This is a genomic window from Azospirillum sp. Marseille-Q6669 (assembly GCF_965111635.1).
The window spans coordinates 655,390-676,217 of record NZ_CBCOOP010000003.1; the positions used below are offsets into that span (position 1 = coordinate 655,390).

General features: G+C 70.2%; 15 protein-coding genes. 7 read left to right on the plus strand and 8 right to left on the minus strand.

Features of this window, described 5'->3' with window-relative positions; translation table 11 throughout:
- Positions 1–53 precede the first annotated feature (53 nt).
- The gene (locus ACWPXE_RS20445; protein ID WP_454019241.1) at positions 54–587 is read left to right on the plus strand and encodes a CreA family protein; all 534 of its coding nucleotides are present in this window, start codon (positions 54–56) and stop codon (positions 585–587) included.
- 307 nt (positions 588–894) lie between these two features.
- On the opposite strand, the gene ACWPXE_RS20450 is transcribed toward ACWPXE_RS20445, so the two are convergent.
- On the minus strand, positions 895–1,956 hold the full coding sequence (locus tag ACWPXE_RS20450; RefSeq protein ID WP_454019242.1) for an AbrB family transcriptional regulator: 1,062 nt from the start codon (positions 1,954–1,956) through the stop codon (positions 895–897).
- A 19-nt stretch (positions 1,957–1,975) separates the two neighbouring features.
- Entirely contained in the window at positions 1,976–2,926 is a 951-nt protein-coding gene (locus tag ACWPXE_RS20455; protein ID WP_454019243.1) for a succinylglutamate desuccinylase, read from the minus strand.
- Between the two features lie 256 nt (positions 2,927–3,182).
- Between ACWPXE_RS20455 and ACWPXE_RS20460 the strand changes: the two genes are divergently transcribed.
- Positions 3,183–4,049, plus strand: a complete 867-nt coding sequence (locus ACWPXE_RS20460; protein WP_454019244.1) for an N-formylglutamate amidohydrolase — start codon at positions 3,183–3,185, stop codon at positions 4,047–4,049.
- Between the two features lie 30 nt (positions 4,050–4,079).
- On the opposite strand, the gene ACWPXE_RS20465 is transcribed toward ACWPXE_RS20460, so the two are convergent.
- The 3 genes from ACWPXE_RS20465 to ACWPXE_RS20475 form a co-directional block, all read right to left on the minus strand.
- Positions 4,080–4,934, minus strand: coding sequence for an NAD kinase (locus ACWPXE_RS20465; protein ID WP_237903023.1), 855 nt, complete (start codon positions 4,932–4,934; stop codon positions 4,080–4,082).
- Positions 4,935–5,177: 243 nt separating this feature from the next.
- Entirely contained in the window at positions 5,178–6,203 is a 1,026-nt protein-coding gene (gene moaA / locus ACWPXE_RS20470; protein WP_454019245.1) for a GTP 3',8-cyclase MoaA, read from the minus strand.
- Positions 6,204–6,399: 196 nt separating this feature from the next.
- A complete protein-coding gene (locus ACWPXE_RS20475; RefSeq protein ID WP_454019246.1) occupies positions 6,400–8,469 on the minus strand; it encodes a 4Fe-4S binding protein in 2,070 nt (689 codons plus the stop codon).
- A gap of 158 nt (positions 8,470–8,627) precedes the next feature.
- Here ACWPXE_RS20475 and ACWPXE_RS20480 point away from each other — a divergent pair, with 158 nt between their 5' ends.
- Positions 8,628–9,191, plus strand: a complete 564-nt coding sequence (locus tag ACWPXE_RS20480; RefSeq protein WP_454019247.1) for an N-acetyltransferase family protein — start codon at positions 8,628–8,630, stop codon at positions 9,189–9,191.
- A gap of 169 nt (positions 9,192–9,360) precedes the next feature.
- On the opposite strand, the gene ACWPXE_RS20485 is transcribed toward ACWPXE_RS20480, so the two are convergent.
- The 3 genes from ACWPXE_RS20485 to ACWPXE_RS20495 all read right to left on the minus strand — a co-directional run bounded on the left by ACWPXE_RS20485 (position 9,361) and on the right by ACWPXE_RS20495 (position 13,085).
- Positions 9,361–11,274: a response regulator gene (locus ACWPXE_RS20485; RefSeq protein ID WP_454019248.1), complete on the minus strand. Its 1,914-nt coding sequence runs from the start codon at positions 11,272–11,274 to the stop codon at positions 9,361–9,363.
- A 112-nt stretch (positions 11,275–11,386) separates the two neighbouring features.
- Complete coding sequence (locus ACWPXE_RS20490; RefSeq protein WP_014241270.1) at positions 11,387–11,869, minus strand: MmcB family DNA repair protein; 483 nt, start codon at positions 11,867–11,869, stop codon at positions 11,387–11,389.
- Between the two features lie 112 nt (positions 11,870–11,981).
- Positions 11,982–13,085 carry a sensor histidine kinase gene (locus ACWPXE_RS20495; protein ID WP_454019249.1) on the minus strand — a complete coding sequence of 368 codons (1,104 nt, stop codon included), beginning with the start codon at positions 13,083–13,085 and terminating at the stop codon, positions 11,982–11,984.
- 458 nt (positions 13,086–13,543) lie between these two features.
- On the opposite strand from ACWPXE_RS20495, the gene ACWPXE_RS20500 reads away from it, so the two are divergent.
- The 4 genes from ACWPXE_RS20500 (at position 13,544) to ACWPXE_RS20515 (ending at position 20,759) form a co-directional block, all read left to right on the plus strand.
- On the plus strand, positions 13,544–15,010 hold the full coding sequence (locus ACWPXE_RS20500; protein ID WP_454019250.1) for an ATP-binding response regulator: 1,467 nt from the start codon (positions 13,544–13,546) through the stop codon (positions 15,008–15,010).
- A 244-nt stretch (positions 15,011–15,254) separates the two neighbouring features.
- Positions 15,255–17,495, plus strand: coding sequence for an ATP-binding protein (locus tag ACWPXE_RS20505; RefSeq protein WP_454019251.1), 2,241 nt, complete (start codon positions 15,255–15,257; stop codon positions 17,493–17,495).
- 589 nt (positions 17,496–18,084) lie between these two features.
- Entirely contained in the window at positions 18,085–19,536 is a 1,452-nt protein-coding gene (locus ACWPXE_RS20510; RefSeq protein ID WP_454019252.1) for a bifunctional enoyl-CoA hydratase/phosphate acetyltransferase, read from the plus strand.
- Between the two features lie 14 nt (positions 19,537–19,550).
- Positions 19,551–20,759 carry an acetate/propionate family kinase gene (locus ACWPXE_RS20515; protein WP_454019253.1) on the plus strand — a complete coding sequence of 403 codons (1,209 nt, stop codon included), beginning with the start codon at positions 19,551–19,553 and terminating at the stop codon, positions 20,757–20,759.
- Positions 20,760–20,828 lie beyond the last annotated feature (69 nt).

The following is a 20,828-nucleotide window of genomic DNA, read 5'->3' on the forward strand; positions in this document are numbered from 1 at the left end:
TTCCAGGACCGCGCCCACGCGGCCCCGCTTCGCGATGACCGGAGTTCCACGAGATGCGCAGCCCGTTCCCTTCGATAAACATCCGCCGCGGCCTGATGGTCCTGGCGCTATCCGTGCTGCCACCGATGGCCGCCTCCACCGCTGCTTTGGCCGACGATCCGGTCGTCGGGCGCTTCTCCAACGACTGGACCGGCAACGGGCTTCAGGTGCAGGCGATCGAGGACCCGAAGGTCAAGGGCATCACCTGCCATCTGGTGGATTTCGACCGCAGCGTGCTCGACCGGCTGACCAAGGGAAACTGGTTCGAGGACCCGTCCAACGCCTCCATCGCCTGCCGGCGCACCGGGCCGCTGGTGATCGGCGACATCGAGCTGTCGCAGAAGGGCGAGGAGGTTTTCTCCGAGCGCAAGAGCCTGGTCTTCAAGTCCATCGCCATCCGCCGCATCTACGACCGGGTGAACGACACGCTGATCTACGTCGTCTACAGCCGGCAGGTGAAGGACGCCTCGGCGAAGATGTCCATCTCCAGCGTGCCGCTGATCGATACGAACCCTCAGTGGGAAAAGGGTAAGCCTGCCGTGAAATGATCGGATGGCTTGCAATCGGGCGGGCGCGGCGCCATCATCAGGCTTGGGAGGCAGGGGCTCCTATCCCCCGCCTCCCGGCCCGATCACTGCCGGTTCAGAAGATCAAGGATCGCCTTGACGATCTGGAGCAGCAGGATCAGGAGACCGAGGATTTCCTTCATCCTCCGAGCCTCCTTGTTGAGCGGCGGGGTGGTGGCCACCCACCACCCGTCCGCGCCTCCACCTCGCACGGGGTGCGGGACGGGCGCAACGGAAACTCCACGCATGCGTGTGCGACGGATTGGCCGGCCGAACCCGAGGCGTTTCGTCAGGTCTTGCCGCGGCGGGATCGCCACTTGCGCCACAGCAGATAGAAGCCGGGCGCCAGCGTCACGATCAGGATGATGCGCACCATGTGGTGGGTGGCGACCAGCGCCACGTCGATGTTCAGCGCCAGCGCGACCAGCGTCATCTCGGCCAGCCCGCCCGGTGCGAAGGCGAGGATCAGCGCGGCGAGTCCCAGCCCCGTCGCCTCGTCAACCATCCAGGCCGCCGCCGTGGTGACCAGCAGCATCAACCCGGTGAGACCCAGCGCGGTCAGCCCGTCGCGCCCGATGCGGCGAATGTTCAGCCCGGTGAAGCGGCAACCCAGCGACGCGCCGATCACCACCTGGGCGGCGGCGACCAGCACGCCCGGCGGCTTGCCCTCGGTCAGGCCGGCGAGGTGGATCGCGGCGGACAGCAACATCGGCCCGACGATCTGGGCGGCGGGGATGCGCAGCAGCTTCGCCAGGGGATAGCCCAGCGCGCAGGCGGACAGCAGCGCCACGTCCAGCGGGGCGAGCGACAGCAGAGGCGGGCCGAGCGCGCCGCGCCGCGCCGGGTCGTACAGGCCCAGCGCCTGGAAGGCGAAGGGGATGACCAGCACCACCAGCATCACCCGCAGCGCGTGGGACAGCGCCATGGTCCGGCTGTCGCCACCCATCTGCGTGCCGACCATCACCATCTCGTTCAGCCCGCCGGGGGTGGCGGTGAAGAAGGATGTGGGCGGGTCCAGCCGGGCCGCGCGGCGCAGGTACTGCACGCCCAGCGTGGTCGCCAGCACGAGATAGACGGCCAGCGCGCTCAGCGACAGGCTCCATTCGCCGAGCCGCCCCAGGATGTCCGGGGTGAAGCCGCTGCCCAGCATCACGCCGAGGATCATGATCATGGCGTTGCGCAGCGGCTTCGGCACATGCAGCGCGACACCGGCCATGGCGGCGACCGTGGTGGCGGTCATGGCGCCGATCATCCAGGCCAGCGGCAGATGGAAATAGCTGAACAGCGCGCCCCCCGCCGTCCCCAGCGCGAGGGCGAGCGCGAAGGGCCGGAGCCCCGGTCCGATGGTCATGCCGCTCGTTGTGTCCGGTTCAAGGAACGATCCGCCCCAGCCGGACGGCGGTCTGTCCGGATTTGGGTCGCCGCGCCGGCATGATCAGCACGCAGTCGTCGTAAGGCGTCACGATCGGGCGGTTGCCGTCATGGCCCAGGACCGTTCCGGCGCGGGGAATGATCTCCATGCCCACATAGGGCTGGTCGAAGAAGAACTCGTCGGTTTCCGCGGTCACCGCCTCGGTCACCTCGACGGTGCGCAGCGGATCGGGGTGGCGGCGGATGTGGCGATCGGCCAGCGACGGGTCGATCATCTCCTGGGCGAGCAGGAAGCGCATGGCGCTTTCCAGGGCGACCAGCGCCGTCTCATTCCGCCAGTGCTGGCCGCATTCGACCAGGATGGCGGTGCGCCGCCCGTCCGCTTCGGCGAAATCCGCGTAGTCGATCACGCGCCGCCCCGCCGCGTGCCCCTCGTCCGCGACGATCCAGGCCGGGTGGCCGAGCCGGCGGGCCAACGCGCGGGCGCGGTCCGTCCGTCCGCACAGCGTCAGGGGCGGGGTGTCCGCCGTCATGGAATGCAGATCGAGGATGACGTCCGCGGCGTCGAACACCGGGCGGAGTTGCCGGGCGCGGCGCAGTTCCGCGCTGTCGCGCGGTCCGTCCAGAACCTCCGGCGACCAGACGCGGTTCATGTCCTCGTCCACGAAGCGGGAGGCATAGGGGCGCTCGGCATCGAAGCTCTGATAAGCGGCGGTGTTGGCGAAGACCAGAGTCAGCCGCCCGCGGGTGGGCCGCAAGCCCATCCGGAACAGCCGGTCCATCGCCACCGCGCCGCTGATCTCGTTGCCGTGGATCAGCGAGACAATGACGGCGTGTTGGCCGGGGCGTCCGGACTCCAGCGTCGTGACATGGTCGATGCCGGTGTTTCCACGACGGTAGGGGCCGATGTCCGGCGGCGTCAATTCGATCGGTGGCAGGGATTCGGTCAAGCGGATCTCGCCTTTGCGGGTCTGGCCGGTGCCGGGCGCTTTCGCTGAATGGTCAGTATGGCGGAGAGTCCGGCGCTGCGCCAGCCCCGCCATTTCCCTGGCCGATCATGTCTTTTGCCTTACCGGTGTATGACGGTTTTTGGTCGACGGGCACCCGGCCATCGTCTATACCCGAATCCATCCGCCGCAGCGCCCTGCTATGCCATCCGGGCAGGTGCCGTGGTCGGTCGGCGCAGTTGGTACACCGGGGTCAGCCATGAGTTTCGTGATCGAGGACGTGCTCGTCCGCAACGATCCGATCGTCCCGCGCCTGCCGGTGTTCTTCGATTCACCGCACAGCGGCACCGTCTACCCGCGCGACTTCGCCTTCGTCTGCCCGCTGTCCACCCTGCGGCAGGCCGAGGACACCCATGTGGACGAGCTGTTCGCCCACGCGCCGGAGCACGGCGCGACGCTGCTCTGCGCCCTCTTTCCGCGCACCTACATCGATGCGAACCGGGCCATCGACGACATCGACCCGGCGCTTCTCGACGGGCGCTGGCCCGAGCCGCTGCGCCCGACCGAGAAGAGCGCCGCCGGCATGGGGCTGATCCGCACGCTGTGCCGTCCGGGAATGCCGCTCTACGACGGGCGGCTGTCGGTGGCCGAGGTAGCGGAGCGCATCGACCGCTACTACCGGCCCTATCATTTCCAGGTCGCCAGCGTGATGGACGATCTGGCCGACCGGTTCGGCGCCGTCTGGCACATCGACTGCCATTCCATGCCCTCCGCGGTCGGGCCGGGGGCGGCGCACAAGCTGGGCATGGATTTCGTGCTGGGCGACCGCGACGGCACCACCTGCGAACCGGGCTTTACCGTCTTGGTCGAGCAGGTGCTGACCGGGCTTGGCTACACGGTCACGCGGAACCATCCCTTCAAGGGGGTCGAGCTGGTGTCCCGCCATTCCAACCCGGCGCGGGGCCGCCATTCCCTCCAGCTCGAAATCAACCGCCGGCTCTACATGAACGAGGAAACGCTGGAGCGGAACGAGGGCTTCGCCCGGCTCCAGGCCGACCTGACCACCTTGACCCGGCGCATCTGCGCCCATGCGCAGGCCAGCACCGCGCGCCGCGCCGCCGAGTAACGGCCGGGCCAAAGAGGCGGGGCAGGGGCGTTACGGCGAGAACTGCTCCTTGAGGATCCGCTCCTCGAAATTCAGCTCCGGATCGAACAGCAGGGTCAGCGCGACGTCGCGTGCTTCTTCCACATCGACGCGGATGACCTCGCGCACTTCGGTCGAATCGGCCACGGCGCTGACCGGGCGCTTGACCTCTTCCAGGATGTCCACGGTGATCTTGGAGCTGTGCGGCAGCAGCGCGCCGCGCCAGCGCCGCGGCCGGAAGGAGCTGATGGGAGTCAGCGCCAGCACCCCGGCGCCCAGCGGGATGATCGGGCCGTGGGCCGACAGGTTGTAGGCGGTGCTGCCGGCGGGGGTGGCGACCAGCACGCCGTCGCAGATCAGCTCCGGCAGGCGGACGACGCCGTCCACGGTGATGCGCAGCTTCGAGGCCTGCCGCGTCTCGCGCAGCATCGAGACCTCGTTGATGCCCAGCGCTTCGATCTGCTCGCCGTTGCAGCGGGTGGCCTTCATGCGCAGGGGGTGCAGCGTGACGCTCTGGGCGCTGGCCAGCCGCTCGGCCAACTCGTCCTCGCGGAAGACGTTCAGCAGGAAGCCGACCGATCCCCGGTTCATGCCGTAGACCGGCGGCGGGTTCTGCCCGTCGCGCTTCAGCGCGCGGTGCAGCGTCTCCAGCAGGAAGCCGTCGCCGCCCAGCGCCACGATGACGTCGGCGTCCTCCAGCGGCGCGTTGCCGTAGCGGTGGACCAGCCGGGTGCGCGCCCGCATCGCCTCTTCCGTGTTCGCCGCGCAGAAGGCGATGCGGAGATCGGCGGGCTTGCGGGCCGAGGAATCGGGCGCCAGCGGGTCCAGGGTCGGATCGGCGGGCAGCTTTGCGGCGGTTTCGGTCATGTCCAGAGGACCATAGCGCAGAGTGCCCGGTTGCAGAAGGCCGCTTCGGTCGAAGGGTGGCGCGGTTGCACTTCACATCCCTCTCCCGCCCCGGGAGAGGGAGGGGACCCGTGCGAAGCACGGGAAGGGTGAGGGTACCGCCAGGAAGAAAGCCCTGTTTCTCGCACGACGCTCACCCGCCCGCTTCGCGGGCACCCTCTCCCGGGGCGGGAGAGGGATTGGAGGCAGCGCCGGAGTGGCCCATCATCCGCCTGTCACACTCATGTGGCGGGGCACCGCCGGGCCTTGGTGGCGGCGGTCGATGATGAAGTCGTGGCCCTTGGGCTTGCGGGCGATGGCGTCGCGCACCGCCTGGACCAGCAGCCCGTCGTCGTCGCTGAGGCGCAGCGGGGTGCGCAGGTCGGCGGCGTCCTCCTGGCCCAGGCACATGTAGAGGGTACCGGTGCAGGTCAGCCGCACGCGGTTGCAGCTTTCGCAGAAATTGTGGGTCAGGGGCGTGATGAAGCCGATGCGCCCGCCGGTCTCGGCCACCCGCACATAGCGGGCCGGGCCGCCGGTGCGGTAGTCGATCTCGTCCAGCGTCCAGCGCTTGGCCAGCTCCGCCCGCACGAGGCTGAGCGGCAGATACTGGTCGAGCCGCGTCTCGTCGCCGATCTCGCCCATCGGCATGACCTCGATGAAGGTCAGGTCGAAGCCCTGCTCGCCGCACCAGCCGACCAGCCGGTGGAACTCGTCGTCGTTCACGCCCTTCAGCGCGACCGTGTTGATCTTGACCTGGAGCCCCGCCTCCTTGGCGGCCTGGAGCCCGCCGAGCACCTTGTCCAACCGGCCCCAGCGGGTGATCGCCTGGAACTTATGGGGGTCGAGCGTGTCCAGCGACACGTTGATCCGGCGCACCCCGGCCTCCACCAGATCGCCGGCATACTTGAACAGCATGGTGCCGTTGGTGGTCAGGGTCAGCTCGTCCAGATCGCCGGCCTTCACATGGCGGCCCAGGCTGTGGATCAGTTCATGGATGCCCTTGCGGACCAGCGGCTCGCCGCCGGTCAGGCGCAGCTTGCGGGTGCCCAGCTTGACGAAGGCGGAGCAGACGCGGTCGATCTCCTCCAACGTCAGCACCTCCGCCTTGGGCAGGAAGCTCATGTCCTCCGCCATGCAGTAGACGCAGCGGAGGTCGCAGCGGTCGGTGACGGACACGCGCAGATAGCTGACGGTCCGCCCGAAAGGATCGACGAGCGGGGCGGCGGCGGTCGGCGGAACGGTCGTCATCGTCAGGCTTCTCCCCAAGGGGGTCCGTATCGTGCAGTCCGGGCGGCGATTATGACCCCGAACCCGATCCTGATATATAGGTCCGAGTTACGGATTTTTCGCCACCTGGAATTTCAGGCGCAGGAGACCACGAAGCGCCGAGCCGGGACTTGACGGGAATCAAATCCCGGCACCGCGCGCCTTCCAGCGACCGCGCTCAGTGGACGCTGCCGCCGTCCGGACCGCCGTCCTTGCCGTTTTGGGCCAGCTCCCGCTCGCGCAGATAGTCCTCGGTGGTGCGGGGCGCGCGTGGGGCGCCCAGCGCGAAGGGCGAGTCGCCCCGCTCGAACTGGTCCACGACGCGACAGTCGCCACACATGCGCATGCGGTCGGCGGCCTCCGGCGTGGCGAACATGGCGTGCCGTCCGGCCAGCACCGCGACGATCTTGTCGATCGAGGACTTGGTGGCGAAGGGTTTGCCGCACTTGACGCAGCAGAAGGGCTCCTCCTCCTTCAGCACCTTGGCGCCGCGGGCGCTGTCGCGGAAATCGATCTCCGGAACCAGTGCGATGACCTTCTCCGGACAGGTGGTCTTGCACAGGCCGCACTGCACGCAGGCGTCCTGCGAGAAGGACAGCATCGGCTTGTCGGCGTTGTCGAGCAGCGCCCCGGTCGGGCAGGCGCCGACGCAGGACAGGCAGAGCGTGCAGCCCTCCGTCATCACCTGCACCCGCCCGAAGGGGGCGCCCGGCGGCAGCGGCAGGACCTCGATCGGTTCCGGAGCGACCTTGTGCAGGTGGCGCAGCGCCAGCATGGTCACGGTGCGCTTGCCGCCCATCGGCAGGAAGGTGCCGGGGGCGGGAGCGCCCTCGCGCGGCAGGCTCCACAGCTCTGCGGCCACCGCGTCGGGATCCTGCGCGTCGATGATCGATACCCGGCCCGAGCCGTAGCCCAGGCCCGCCATGGCGGTTTCAGCCAAGCCGATCTGGCTGGCCAGCCCGGCCGTCTCGCCGGCGTTGCCCGGCCCGACCAGAACGCGCACCCGCGCGGCACCATAGGCCAGCGCCGCCGCGAACACGTCGAAGCCGAGCTGCGTCACCTCGTTCACCGCGAAGGGCAGCACGCGGGCCGGCAGGCCGCGGCCGTACCGCGCGATCAGCGAGATCATCTCGTCGCCGTGCCGCGGGTCGTGGACGAGCAGGACCGGCTCCGTCCCGCCGGCCTTGGCGTAGGAGGAGAGCAGCGTGCGCAGCCGCTCGTAGACGGTCTGGAGCGGCGGCAGGGCGTAGGTGCTGGCCCCCGTCGGGCAGACCGAGGCGCAGGAGCCGCAGCCGGCGCAGATGTGCGGGTCGATTGCCACATGGTCGCCGTTCGGCGTGATGGCGCCGGTCGGGCAGACCTCCAGGCAGCGGGTGCAGCCGGTCTTGCGGCTGCGCGAATGGGCGCACAGGTCGGCCTTGAAGTCGATGTAGCGCGGCTTCTCGAACTCGCCGACCAGATCGGCGGCCTCGAACACCGCCTTGGCGACGGCTGCCGGGCTGTCGGGGTCGGGGCGCAGATAGCCGTCGCGCTTGCCGTGCGCCGGGAACAGCGGCGCGCCGCCGGTCAGGTCCACGATGACGTCGCAGCGCGAGGCGGCGCCGTGCCGCGGCGTCTCGAAGCCGAGGACGGCGCGCGAGGCCGGAATGGCCGGGGCGTAGTCGTCGACCACGATCTCGAAGTTGCCGAGCCAGCCCTTGGCGGCGCGGATGGTGCCCTTGAAGACCGGCACGTCCATGACGCGCGGCGGGGCGACGTCCTTCGGGGACTTCAGCAGAACGGTGACGTCCAGGCTGCCGGACAGCTGCCGGGCCACCTCGATGGCGCGCTCGTCGATGCCGTAGACCAGCGCGGTGCCTTCCGAGGCCAGGGTGATCGTGCCGGTCGGCGGGATGTCCATGGCCGCCTCGGCCAGCAGCGCGGCGATCTTCGGTCCCGCCAGGGCACCCTCGTCCGACCAGCCGGCGCGCTCACGGATGTTGGTGAAGGCCAAGGAGGCGTCCGGATTGTCCTGGGCCGCGATTTCCGCGAACAGCGGGGCCTCCTGGGTGCAGGCGACGAGCAGCGGAGCGCCCTCCGCCATGCGCGCCTCGAACCGGTCGAGCTGGGTGCGGCAGAGCTGTGTGGCGACGGACAAATCGCCCTCGGCCCCCGCCGCGGCCCCGCAGGCCCTGGCCAACGCCTTGCCGTCGAGCGCCATGCTGTGGGCGCAATCGCAGACGAGCACCGTCCGGCCGTTGATCTTCATCGCTTCCAACCCCTTGCCCTGAAAAGACCTGCCCTAAAGCCCTGTTGCACACAGCGCGTTCCAGTTCTGTACATATCGGCTGGGTGGCACGGTTGCGACAGCAAAATGCGTGCGGCAGGATGGTCGTCCACCCCTTCACCCGTCGGACTCGTCCCGCCATGACCAGCATCCCCACCGTCCGCGACGCCCGCATCGAGGATGTCCCCGCGTTCCAGCGAATCTACGAGCACCATGTCCTTCATGGCGTCGGCACCTTCGAGGAGGAGCCGCCCGACGTAGTGGAGCTGGAAGGGCGCTTCCGCGCCATCACCGGCGCCGGCCTGCCCTGGCTGGTCGCCGAGCGCGACGGCGTGGTCCTGGGGTACGCCTATGGCAGCGCCTACCACGTCCGTTCCGCCTACCGCTTCACCATCCAGGACTCCGTCTACATCGCCGAGGAGGCGCGCGGCCAGGGCCTCGGCCGTCTGTTGCTCCAGGCGCTGATCGACCGTTGCGTGGAGCAGGGCTACCGCCAGATGGTGGCGCTGGTCGGCGGGTCGGAGAACGCCGGGTCCGTCGGGCTGCACGCCGCGCTGGGCTTCCGCACCTGCGGCGTGGTCGAGGCCGTGGGGCTGAAGTTCGGGCGCTGGCTGGACGTAGTGATGATGCAGAAGGACCTGGGGGCGGGGCGGTCGGACATTCCGCAAGGCGCGGGGCCGAGCCAGCCGGTGGCGGTGCGTTAAAGCGGATGGCAATCCGCTTTGGACCGCGCCGGCGGTCCCGGTCGCACATGCGACCGGAGCCCGCCTCTCGCGGGAACAGAGTTCCCGCTGGCGGCAGGCGGATGCCATCGGCATCCGCTGAGAGCCGGCGAATGAGGCGATATGAGCCTAAAGCGAACGGAAGTTCGCTTTAGGCGCCGTCGCTCCACCGGTCCAGCGCGGCGAGCGCCGGAGGAACGGCGGCGTCCAGCGCACGGCACAGGGTGTCGGGATCGCCCTCGCCGGTTTCCAGCGCGACTTCGAGTGACCGTGCCGCGCTGCGCAGCGCCATGCAGCCGTAAATGCCGGCCACCCCGGCGATCTTGTGGGCCATGGCCCCGGCGGTCGCCCGGTCCCCGGCGTTCCAGGCCTGCTCCAGGGCGGCGTGATAGCCGCGCAGCGTGACGAGGGTGTTGGTCACCAGGGTGGCGACCCGCTCCGCCGGCAGATGCTCGCGCATCTGGCGGATGGCGTCCTCATCGAACACGGGAAGGCCGGGTTCGCCGCCCGGCAGAGCGAGCATGCCCGCCAGCGCGGACGCGACGCCGGCGCCGGAGGACCGGTGGTCCAGGATGGCGTCCAGCGCGGACAGGCGCAGCGGCTTTTCCAGAACGGCGTCGGCCCCCGCCGCCCGGCAACGCTCCGCCGAGCCGGGCTCGGCGGAGGCGGTCAGTGCCACGATGCGCAGCCCCGCCGCCGCGCTTCCGGCGCCATGGGGCAGGGCGCGGATGCGGCGGGTCGCCTCGATCCCGTCCATGTCCGGCATCTGCACGTCCATCAGGACGAGGTCGTAGCGATCCCGCTCCACCGCCGACAGGGCGGCCCGGCCGTCGCCCACCACCGTCACCTCGTGACCGGCGCGGCGGAGCAGCGCGGCCGCGGCCTGCTGGCTGACCGGCTCGTCCTCGGCCAGCAGGACGCGCAGCGAGGGCCCTTCGTTCGTCGCGCCGGTCCGCTCCGTCCTGTCCGGATCGGGCGGCGCGGTGCGCTGGGCGCGGCTCTGCGCGATGCCCAGGCCGACCGCGAAGACCGCCAACCCTGTGAGCAGCCCGACCCCGGCGGGGGCGGCGGCGGACAATTCGGCCCCCGACCGCGGGGTGTTCGGTGCGGCCAGCCCATCCCGCAGCCCGTCCCGCAGGGCCTGCGCACCGCGGCCGGCCCGGTGGGCGAGGTCGCTGGCGGTGCCACGCAGCAGCGTGGCGATCCCCACCGCCTTGGCGGTCAGCCCCTCCTGCTCCTGCCGCAGATCGAAGACGTTCTGCTCGTCCATTCCCAGCGCGACGAGCTGGCGCGCGGCGTCGGCGCGGCGGGGGCTGGCGGCGTCGATCGGCAGATCGTTCAGGGCGTCGAACAGCGCCGCCGTGGCCTTGCGGAATTCGGCCCGCGCCGAGGTGGCCGAGGCCGGCGCCGTCCCGGCGGCGAGCAGCCGGAGAGCCACCGCCTGCCGTGAGCCGTCGATCCGGCGCATGGTTTCGTCGCCTGGTGACGGCGTGCGTAGGGTGGCGAGCGCCTCCGCCAGCGCCTCGCTGCGGTCCGCCACCTGTTCGGTGAGGTCCTGAAGGCTGCGCTGAGCGGCCAGACGGCGCTCCACCGTGGCGTTCAGCTCGTCCGCTTCCGCGCGGATGGCCAAGGCGGCAAAGCGCAGGTCCGCGCCCCATTCCCGCGGCAGGCTCTCCAGTGTGGCGCCGAGCCGGTGCGTCTTCTGGCGCAACGCGTTGTGAGCGGTCAGCCGGCGCTGGGCGGTGCCCGCCGCTTCCAGCTCGGCCGCGTCGGCGGACAGCCCGGTGGCCAACTCCGCGATGCGCATGAGGTCGAGCGCCTCATCCAGGTTCCGGGCGGCTTGGCCGCGGGCACGGGCGTCCGTCTCGGCCAAGGCGAGCCATGTGGAGCCGCCGGCGCCGGCACCGGTCAGCAGCGCGGCCAGGGCCAGCGCACCGACCCAGGGTGCACCGACCCAGGGTGCGCGGAGCCGTGGAGCTCCAGCCCTGGGAGCGCTCAGCCGCGCAATCCGGCGCTCGCGGCGTGGTTCCGCCGCTGTGGATGGGCTGGCATCCTGTGCGTGCATGTCCGCCCGACGGTTCCCGTTCCTGGCGGAGCTTACACCGGCTTGGCAAGGGTTTGCCATGGGACTTCGGTCATGCCCGACAATCACGCGTTAAAGAGTCAAAGGGGGGCGATCACACCGGCGAGGTGGCCTGGGTCCAGGACGGGTCCTCGATCCGGTGCAGGCGCCCGGCCCCGGTCAGCGCGGCGCGCAGGGTCAGCGCCTTGCGCCGCGCCGGAGCCAGCCGGTGTTCCGGCGCCTCGCGCAGAATTTCCGCGCCGTAGGCGTCGGCCACCATCAGGCCGCAGTCGTCGGGAATCAGCTCCGGCGGAAAGGCGTCGTCCACGGCGAAGTAGAAGGCGTCGCACCAATCCCTGTACTCCGGCCATTTCTGGTCGGAGCGGAAGTCGGCCACGCAGCTTTTCACCTCGACGATGACGACGGTGCCGGCGCCGTCCATCGCCAGGACATCGGCGCGGCGCCCGCTGGCCAACCGGAACTCCGCCATGCTGACGAAGCCGCGCGCGGCCAGCGCCCGGCGCACCCCACGGAAGATCGGGACGGCGCCGCCCGCTGGGAGCGGCGGCTCGTCGCCCTGCAAGAGGATATCAGCCATTTGAAACGGAACAGTTCGGGAACGACAAGGCACCATGACCCGGCTTCGCGGCTTTGCCAAGGGACTTCTGCCGAATCCGGGCCGCGCGAAAGGGGCAGGCGCGGGCGCCGGCTCAAGCCATGCCGAGGGGAGCGCCATGAGAGGCGGCGTGGGGCAGGCTGCGCCGCGGCGGGAACATCAGGATGGCGGTCGTGCCGGCGCCGGGCTCGCTGTACAGGTCCAGGCGTCCGCCGTGCATCTCCATCAGCCGCTTGACCACGGGCAGGCCGATGCCGGTCCCGGTGGTGCCGCGGGGAACGGTCATGTCGGCGCTGCCGAAGGGTTCCAGGACGCGGGCCATCTCGTCCTCGGCGATGCCGGCGCCGGTGTCGGCCACCATCAGCCCGATCCCGCCGTCCGGCATGGGGCTGGCCGACAGCATCACCTGCCCGCCCGACGGGGTGAACTTCACCGCGTTCGACAGCAGGTTGGTCAGCATCCGCTGCAGCGCCCGGGCGTCGCCGTAGAGCAGGGGCAGGTCGCCGGACAGATCCTCTCCGATGTCGACGCCGCGGGCCGCGGCCTTGTCGCCGACCTGGGCCAGCGCCTGACGGGCGGCGTCGGCCACGTTGATGGCCTCCTCCTGCATTTCCGTCCGCGGGGCCTCGCTCTGCGACAGGTCGAGAATGCCGTCGATCAGCGAGAGAAGATGCGTGCCGCTGGCGTGGATGTCCGCGGCGTAGCTGTGGTAGCGGGGAGAGCCGAGCGGGCCGAAGGTCTCGGCCAGCAGCACTTCGGAAAAGCCCAGCACCGCGTTCAGCGGGGTGCGCAGCTCGTGGCTCATGTGCGCCAGGAATTCCGCCTTGGCTCGGTGCGCGCGGTCCGATTCCGGAACGGCGGGAACCTCGGGGCCGAGTTCCACGAGGGTTACGCAGACGGAGGGTGACGCGATGCCGGCGTCGAACGGGGTCGCGGCGATCCGCCAGCGCGCGCCTCCGGGCGCCATCACCAGGCGGCGCACCGTCTGCTTCTCCGCCACGCAATCGGCCAGGCAGGCGAACAGACCGGCGTCCTCGCCATCCTGGAGATCGTCCGCGCGCAGCCGGCGCCCGGCGAGGGGGTGCCCGAACAGCCGCTCCGCCGCGCGGTTGGCCGTGAGCCATTCGAAATCGCCGACAGCACCCGTGGCATCCCGCACCGCGGCCAGCACACCGACACCATCGGCAAGGGCCGCCATTGCTGCACCCACCAACGCATCGCCGGTCGATCCGCCGGCCTCCGGCTCACCCCGGTCCGAAAGCACAGAATGCCCCGCGCCAGCCGGCGTTGCCGCCTCCGGTTGTCGGTCGCGGAAAGGGGTTTCGGTCACGGCATCCATTGATCGCATAGTCGAAAAGATTCGAGAAACATGCAACCGACAAATTGCGACAATCCATCGTGTTATTGCGTGGTTATGCCGTCAATTCAGTGCCTTTTCTTGACTTTTATATAAAAATGCGCACAAATGTTCTGAAGGCCAGCGGCTTTGGGCGCCGTGCCGGAACGCTGCGCGGCTGGGTCATCCTGCAAACCGATTATCCTGCAGGGGATCGGACGAACGGCGGGCTTGATCCTTGGCGCCGCTTCCGTAGCCTGGATTGCTCGGGACCGCTTCCGGTCATCAGGAAACCGCGTGCAGGCAGGGGGGCGCCGCCCGTGACGAGCGAGGGAGCTTATCGGCAAGGCGCGGGGCGGCATGGCGCGGTCCTGGTCTTCGACACCAACGACCGGCTGTCCGCCTGGAACGATGAGGCGGAGGCTCTGCCCAGCGCCGCGCGTCTTCTGGTCCAGGGCGCCCTGCCGGAAACGCTGGCCCCTCTTTTCCGTGGCCTGCCAGCCGGCCACACCGTCACCGACTGGCCGCTCAGCGGCGGCGGGTTCGTCCGCCGCACCGCTGGCGAGGGCGCTGCCGGCGAAGCGGCCGCCGGAAATGGACCCGCGGCGGGTGCCGACCTGTCGGGCCGCCTGTTCGCCGCGGCCAGCCACGACCTGCGCCAGCCGCTGGCCGCCCTGTCGCTGCTGCTTGGAGCGCTGGAAGGGCGCCTCGACGGAGCCGCGGGTGGTGGTGGGAAGAGCGTTCCCGGTCGGGGAAACGCCCCGGCCGACCCGGCGGCGCGCGATCTGCTGAGCGCCATGGGCAACGCGGTGCAGTCGCTGCGCGGCATGGTGGACGGGCATTTCGACCTCGTGCGGCTGGAGGCCGGTCTGGTGCAGCCGGACATCGGCGCCCCCGTGGTCAACGGCATCCTGACGCGGGTGGCGCTGGACGCGGCCCCGCGCTTCGACGGGCGGGGGCTGCGCTTCTCGGTGCTGCCCTGCTCGGTGCGGATCGCCACCGACGCCTCGCTTCTGGAGCGCATTCTCCAGGGGTTCATCGCCAACACCCTGCGCCACACCGAGCGGGGCCGGGTGGTGCTCGGCTGCCGTCGCCAGGGGCCGGACCTGCGGGTCGAGCTGTGGTCCACCGGGCGCGGCCTGTTGCCCGAACAACTGCGCATCCTGCGGGAGGAGTTGCGGTGCCCGGACGGGGCGGGCGATCCGTCGGTGATCGACCTCGGGCTGCGGCTGGCCTGCGGGCTGGCGCGGCGGCTGGGGCACCGGCTGGAGGTGGACTCGGCGCCCGGCCGCGGCACGATGCTGGCGGTTCTGGTGCCGCGGGCCGCGGACGGCGCCGAGGAGCCGCCGGCGCTCGCGGAGCCTGCCGCACTCAACGCCACGGCGCCCGGCGAGGACGTCAGCCGCGCCCGCGTGCTGGTCATCGAGGACGACCCGATGGTGTTGGATGCGCTTGGCGCGCTGCTCGGCCAGTGGGGCTGCGCGGTGGTCGCCGCGGACTCGGTGGACGCCGCGCTGGAGCGGCTGGGCCCCGGCCCGCAGCCGCCCGACCTCGTCATCTCCGACCTGCGGCTGAAGGGGGCGATGAACGGGATCGTCGCCATCCGCCAGATCGGCAAGGCGCTCGACGCCACGCTGCCCGGCCTGATCCTGACCGGCGACACCGACCCGATGCGCCTGCGCGAGGCGCGGCTGTCCGGCTATCCGCTGCTTCACAAGCCGGTGGCGCCAATGGCCCTGCGGGGTGCCGTGGCGCGGCTTCTCGGCCGCGAACGCCTGAAGTCGTGAAAACGTTTCGGGTCGCTGCCAATGCTTGGGCGGGGCGCTTCACCTTGTATTGCAGAATTGACATCAAAGTGAGGGCTCAATGCCCATGCAAACGACAATCAATAGTCAGCGCGCCCGGTGTTTTTGCTGGAACCGACTATCCATTTGGGAGGATAAGGGCTTTTCCATTATCGAGGCGCAGGACCGCTTGCTATAGTCGAACGATCCGACGATTTCGGTGAAAACGCCATTGGGAACGGGTGGGATGGCGCTGCTGGACAGAAGGAGAAGGGTCTCGTTTGCGGTCCCGGTGCTGGTCGCCGCCGGCCTGACGCTGACCTTTGGCGCTTTTTTCCAGATGCGCGCCGCCAACCGCGAGGCGGAGCGCGCACAGCACGAGCGGCAGTTCGCCCAGTTCCATGACGCCCTGACGGAGCGGATCGGCAGTCACACCTTGCTGCTGCGGACTCTGCGCTCAGCCTTTTCCGACCCCCGCCCGGCCGACCGCGACGGCTTCGCGGCGGCGGTCCGGCCGATCATGCCGCTCTATCCCGGCTTGTGGTCGGTCGCCTGGGTAAGCCGGGTGTCCTCGGCGGAGGTGCCCGCGCTGGAGGCGGCGATGCGGGCCGCCGGCCGCCGGGACTTCACCGTTCGGAATGCGGGCGAGACGGGAGATGAGGGTCCCGGCCTGGTCCCGGCGGCTGCCCAAGGGGATCTCTTCGTCAACACGTTGGTGGAGCCGGAGCGCGGGGGGGCCTTTGGGCAGGGGATCAACATCCTCTCCCTGCCCAACCGGGCGGAGGTTCTGGCGCGGGCCTGCGCGTCGGGTGACCTGACGGCGACGGAGGCCCTGCCGCCGCGTCCGCGGGGGGAGACCGGGCGCGGCATCGGTTTGTATCTTCCCGTCTACCGCTACCCTGTGGATGAGATGGACGGGGCCGACCGCTGCGCGGAGGTCGCCGGCTACGTCTCCTCGGTCTTCGGCATCACCCGCCTCCTGGAGGAGGCGGGCAACCGTGTGGACGGCCTGCATGGGGCCGTGCATCTGCTCGACGGGCCGGCGGGCGGCGGCGGGCGCGTCCTGGCGTCCCGCGACCTCACCGGCGCGTCCGAGAACCGGGAAGGCGTTCCCTTCGGCGAACTCCGCAAGGACGGGGACGCGGTGCTCGAGCGCGATCTGGTGATCGGTGGCCGGCGCTGGACCCTGGCGCTGGCGATTTCGTCCGAGCCGGGGCTGGCGTCGGTGGATTATCCGGCCTGGATCGTCCTGGTGATGGGGCTTCTGCTGACCGGCGCGCTGGCCGGCTACACCCGGCGCGAGGCGCAGGCCAAGCGCCTTCTGGTGACCGAGGCCCGCGCCCGCGCCGCCATGGCCCGCGCGCTGCGCGAAAGCGAGGAACGGTTCCGCATGGCGCTGCGCCATTCGCGAGTCGCCGTGTTCAGCCTGGACCGCAACCTGCGCTACATGTGGATGTACAACCCGCAGACCGGGCGGGCGGCGGAGACCTTCATCGGGCGGACCAACACCGACATCCACGCGCCGGACGACGCGGCGCGGCTGGACGCGGTGAAGAGGGCCGTTCTGGACTCCGGCACCGGAGCCCGGCAGGAGGTCCGCGTCGGCGCGGCGCCCGGCGCGGAGCAGGTGTTCGACCTGATCGTCGAACCGCTGCGGGACGAGGCCGGGGCGGTGTCGGGCGTGATCTGCGCCGCCATCGACATCTCCGACGGGGTGCGCATCCGCGAGGCGCTGGCCGAGGCCCATGCCGAGGCGGAGCGGGCAAACCGGGCCAAGTCGCGCTTCCTCGCCGCGGCCAGCCACGACCTGCGCCAGCCCTTCCAGGCGATGAGCCTGTTCCATCACATCCTGTCCGCCCGCCTGTCCGACGCCAAGCAGATGGAGGTGGCCGACAAGCTGGGGGAGGCGATCGCCTCCGGCAACACGCTGCTGAACACGCTGCTCGACACCTCGGCGCTGGAGGCCGGCAACGTCAAGCCGCGCCCCACGGTCTTCCCGTTCCAGGACATCGCCGACCGGCTGAGCCGCGAGTTCGCGGAGCAGGCGGCCAGCAAGGGCATGGACCTGCGGATGGTGCCGACCTCGGCCTATGTGCTCAGCGATCCCGTGCTGCTGGAGCGCATGGTGCGCAACCTGCTGGTCAACGCGCTGCGCTACGCCGAGACCGGGACGATCCTGCTGGGCTGCCGGCGCCGCGACGGCCACACGCTGGTCGAGGTGTGGGACACCGGGCCGGGCATTCCCGCCGACCAGCTCAAGCTGATCTTCGACGATTTCTACCGTTGCGGCACCGACCAGCGGGACAGCGGGCGCGGGCTGGGGCTGGGGCTGTCGATCGTGCGGCGCACGGCGCAGATCCTGGGCCATCAGGTCGACGTGCGGTCGCGCGTGGGCAAGGGCACGGTCTTTTCGATTTCCGTGCTGATGATCGGCGACCGCCACAACCCGCTGCCCGAGGAACCCACCTCGTCGGCGGTGAGCGCCTGAGCCTGTCCGGCCTCGCCATCTTCGCCATGCGTGCGGCGGGTGTGTGCGCCGCAAAATCGGCAGGGATGGACGGGCGCCTTCTTCGCCTTTCCACGAAAATCCCAACGATCCGTCAATCCTGCGTCTCCGCACGCAAGGTCTTGCCATGCTGCGCCTGCTCAGTGATACAATGCTGCGCGAGCGGTTTGCGGTGCTGGAAAGTAAACAGTTTCCGTCTTCCAACCGCTTGACATAGGTCATGGGGTGAGACCTTGGGCCGTCGTAAGACCGTGACGGAACGACATTTCCGCTGGTCGTCGAAGACGGTCGGCGCGGGGTGCGGTGAGGCGGCGGGACCGGCGCGGCGACGGGGTGCGACATTGTTGCACCGCAACGGAACCGCGAAATGCGCCACCCTGTCACATCTCTTTCACGGTGCCAGGCTATTCAGGGCACCCCGAACCGGCCCCTGGCGGGCGGCCCTTCCAGGGCCGGCCAATCCAGGGGTCCAACAAAAAGGCCGCGGACGACAGGGCGATCCGCAGGCCGGGAGGATTCGGCCCGGGGATCAGACGATTCCGAGCCGCTATCCGATTGAGGAGCTTCTCCAATGGACCGTGTTACCGCGCCCGCCACCCCCGACTTCGGCAAGAACGGCTCAGCCATGATCGAGAACGTCACCTTCGAGGAAATACAGATCGGCCAGCAGGCGAGCCTGTCGCGGCGTCTGACCATGTCCGACATCGAGCTGTTCGCCACGGTGTCCGGCGACATCAACCCCGCGCACCTCGACGAGGAGTATGCGGCGGACAGCCAGTTCCACAAGGTGATCGGCCACGGCATGTGGTCGGGCTCGCTGATCTCCGCCGTCCTGGGCACGCTGCTGCCGGGCCCGGGGACGATCTACATGGGCCAGGACCTGCGCTTCAAGCGACCGGTGGGCCTGGGCGACGTCATCACCGTGACGGTCACCGCCAAGGAGAAGCACGGCGAGAAGAACATCGTCGTCTTCGATTGCGTGGCGCGCAACCAGGACGGCAAGGAGGTCGTCTCCGGCCTCGCCGAGGTGATCGCGCCGACCCGCAAGGTCCGCCGCGCCGCGCACGAGCTGCCGCAGGTCCAGGTCATCCGCCACGACGGCCATGACGAGCTGCTGGGCAAGACCGAATCGCTGCCCCCGGTGCCGACGGCCGTCGTCCATCCCTGCGACGAAAGCTCGCTGAAGGGCGCGGTCGAGGCCGCCGAGGCCAACCTGATCGACCCGGTGCTGATCGGCCCGGCCTCCAAGATCAAGTCGGTCGCCGAGGCCCACGGGCTGGACATCAGCCGCTACCGCATCGTCGACGTGGCGCATTCCCACGCGTCGGCCGAGACCGGCGTCCGGCTGGCCCGCTCCGGCGAGTGCGAGGCGGTGATGAAGGGCAGCCTGCACACCGACGAGCTGATGGCCGAGGTCGTCCGCAAGGAGACCGGCCTGCGCACCGGCCGGCGGCTCAGCCACGTCTTCGTGATGAACGTGCCCACCTACCCGCGCACGCTGCTGATCACCGACGCGGCGATCAACATCTACCCGACGCTGGAAGACAAGGTCGACATCGTCCAGAACGCCATCGACCTCGCCAAGGTTCTGGGTGTCGAAACGCCGCGCGTCGCCATCCTGTCGGCGGTCGAGACGGTGAACCCGAAGATCGCCTCGACGCTGGAGGCCGCAGCACTCTGCAAGATGGCCGACCGCGGCCAGATCAAGGGCGGCATCCTCGACGGCCCGCTGGCCTTCGACAATGCCATCAGCCTGGAAGCCGCCCGCACCAAGGGCATCGTGTCCGAGGTCGCCGGCCAAGCCGACATCCTGCTCGTTCCGGACCTGGAGGCCGGTAACATGCTGGCCAAGCAGCTCTCCTTCCTGGCCAACTCCGACGCCGCCGGCATCGTGCTCGGCGCCCGCGTGCCGATCATCCTGACCAGCCGCGCCGACAATGTGCGCACCCGTCTGGCGTCCTGCGCCGTGGCCGTTCTGGCCGCCGCCGCCCGCCGCCGCGGCGCCGCCGCCGCGGCCGAGTGAGAGGGGCGACCGTCATGACCAGCCAGAACGCGGGTGGCGGCAACGCCATCCTGGTCATCAACGCCGGCTCCTCCAGCCTGAAATTCTCGGTCTTCCGGGAAAGCGGGGCGGGGGGGCTGCGGGTGACCATCAACGGCCAGATCTCCGGCATCGGCACCGAACCGAAGTTCGAGGCCAAGGACGCCGCCAAGCGCCCGCTGGCCGAGCGGGTCTGGGCGGCCGGCGAGCCGTCCGACCGCACCGCCCTGCTGGCCTTCCTGCTGGAGTGGATCGAAGGGCGGCTGGACGGGGCGAAGCTGCTGGCCGCCGGCCACCGCGTCGTGCATGGCGGCACCCGCCACGCCGCCCCGGTGCTGCTGACCCCGGCGGTGATGGAGGAGCTTGAGAGCTTCATCCCGCTGGCCCCGCTGCACCAGCCGCACAACCTCGCCGCCATCCGCGCGCTGGCCGAGGCCCATCCGGAACTGCCGCAGGTCGCCTGCTTCGACACCGCCTTCCACCGCGGCCAGCCCTGGCAGTCGCAGATGTTCGCCATCCCGCGGGAGCTGACCGACGAGGGCGTGCGCCGTTACGGCTTCCACGGCCTGTCCTACGAGTACATCGCCCGCCGCCTGCCGGAGCTGGCGCCCGAACTGGCGGACGGCCGCGTGGTCGTCGCCCACCTGGGCAGCGGCGCCAGCATGTGCGCCATCCACGCCGGGCGCAGCGTGGACAGCACCATGGGCTTTACGGCGCTGGACGGGCTGCCCATGGGCACCCGCTGCGGCAACATCGACCCCGGTGTACTGATCTACCTGATGCGCCAGAAGGGCATGGGCGCCGACGCCATCGAGAAGCTGCTCTACAACAAGTCGGGCCTGCTCGGCGTGTCGGGCCTGTCCAACGACATGCGCGCCCTGCTGGACAGCGCGGACCCGCAAGCCGAGGAGGCGGTGGAGCTGTTCTGCTTCCGCATCGCCAAGGAGACGGGCGCGCTCGCCGCGTCGATGGGCGGCATCGATGCCCTGGTCTTCACCGCCGGCATCGGCGAGCGCTCCGCTCCGGTGCGGGCGCGGGTGGGCGATAAGCTGGCCTGGCTCGGCGTGGTCCTCGACCCGGCGGCGAACGAGGCCAACGGCCCGCTGATCTCCGCCCCGAACAGTCGCATCCCCGTCTACGTCATCCCGACCGACGAGGAGCAGATGATCGCCCTGCACAGCCGCAAGGCGCTGGAATCCGCCTGACCGGCGGTCCGTCCGGGGCCGCCGAATGAAGGCTGAATGAAGAAGGCCCGCCGTCGTGACGGCGGGCCT

Bases quoted from the DNA above. Each gene is read 5' to 3' on its own strand.
- ACWPXE_RS20460 (WP_454019244.1), top strand. From the start codon at position 3,183: ATGAGTTTCGTGATCGAGGACGTGCTCGTCCGCAACGATCCGATCGTC.
- ACWPXE_RS20515 (WP_454019253.1), top strand. From the start codon at position 19,551: ATGACCAGCCAGAACGCGGGTGGCGGCAACGCCATCCTGGTCATCAAC.
- ACWPXE_RS20465 (WP_237903023.1), bottom strand. From the start codon at position 4,934: ATGACCGAAACCGCCGCAAAGCTGCCCGCCGATCCGACCCTGGACCCG.
- ACWPXE_RS20480 (WP_454019247.1), top strand. From the start codon at position 8,628: ATGACCAGCATCCCCACCGTCCGCGACGCCCGCATCGAGGATGTCCCC.
- ACWPXE_RS20445 (WP_454019241.1), top strand. From the start codon at position 54: ATGCGCAGCCCGTTCCCTTCGATAAACATCCGCCGCGGCCTGATGGTC.
- ACWPXE_RS20450 (WP_454019242.1), bottom strand. From the start codon at position 1,956: ATGACCATCGGACCGGGGCTCCGGCCCTTCGCGCTCGCCCTCGCGCTG.
- ACWPXE_RS20510 (WP_454019252.1), top strand. From the start codon at position 18,085: ATGGACCGTGTTACCGCGCCCGCCACCCCCGACTTCGGCAAGAACGGC.
- ACWPXE_RS20495 (WP_454019249.1), bottom strand. From the start codon at position 13,085: ATGGCGGCCCTTGCCGATGGTGTCGGTGTGCTGGCCGCGGTGCGGGAT.
- ACWPXE_RS20475 (WP_454019246.1), bottom strand. From the start codon at position 8,469: ATGAAGATCAACGGCCGGACGGTGCTCGTCTGCGATTGCGCCCACAGC.
- ACWPXE_RS20505 (WP_454019251.1), top strand. From the start codon at position 15,255: ATGGCGCTGCTGGACAGAAGGAGAAGGGTCTCGTTTGCGGTCCCGGTG.
- ACWPXE_RS20490 (WP_014241270.1), bottom strand. From the start codon at position 11,869: ATGGCTGATATCCTCTTGCAGGGCGACGAGCCGCCGCTCCCAGCGGGC.
- moaA (WP_454019245.1), bottom strand. From the start codon at position 6,203: ATGACGACCGTTCCGCCGACCGCCGCCGCCCCGCTCGTCGATCCTTTC.
- ACWPXE_RS20485 (WP_454019248.1), bottom strand. From the start codon at position 11,274: ATGCACGCACAGGATGCCAGCCCATCCACAGCGGCGGAACCACGCCGC.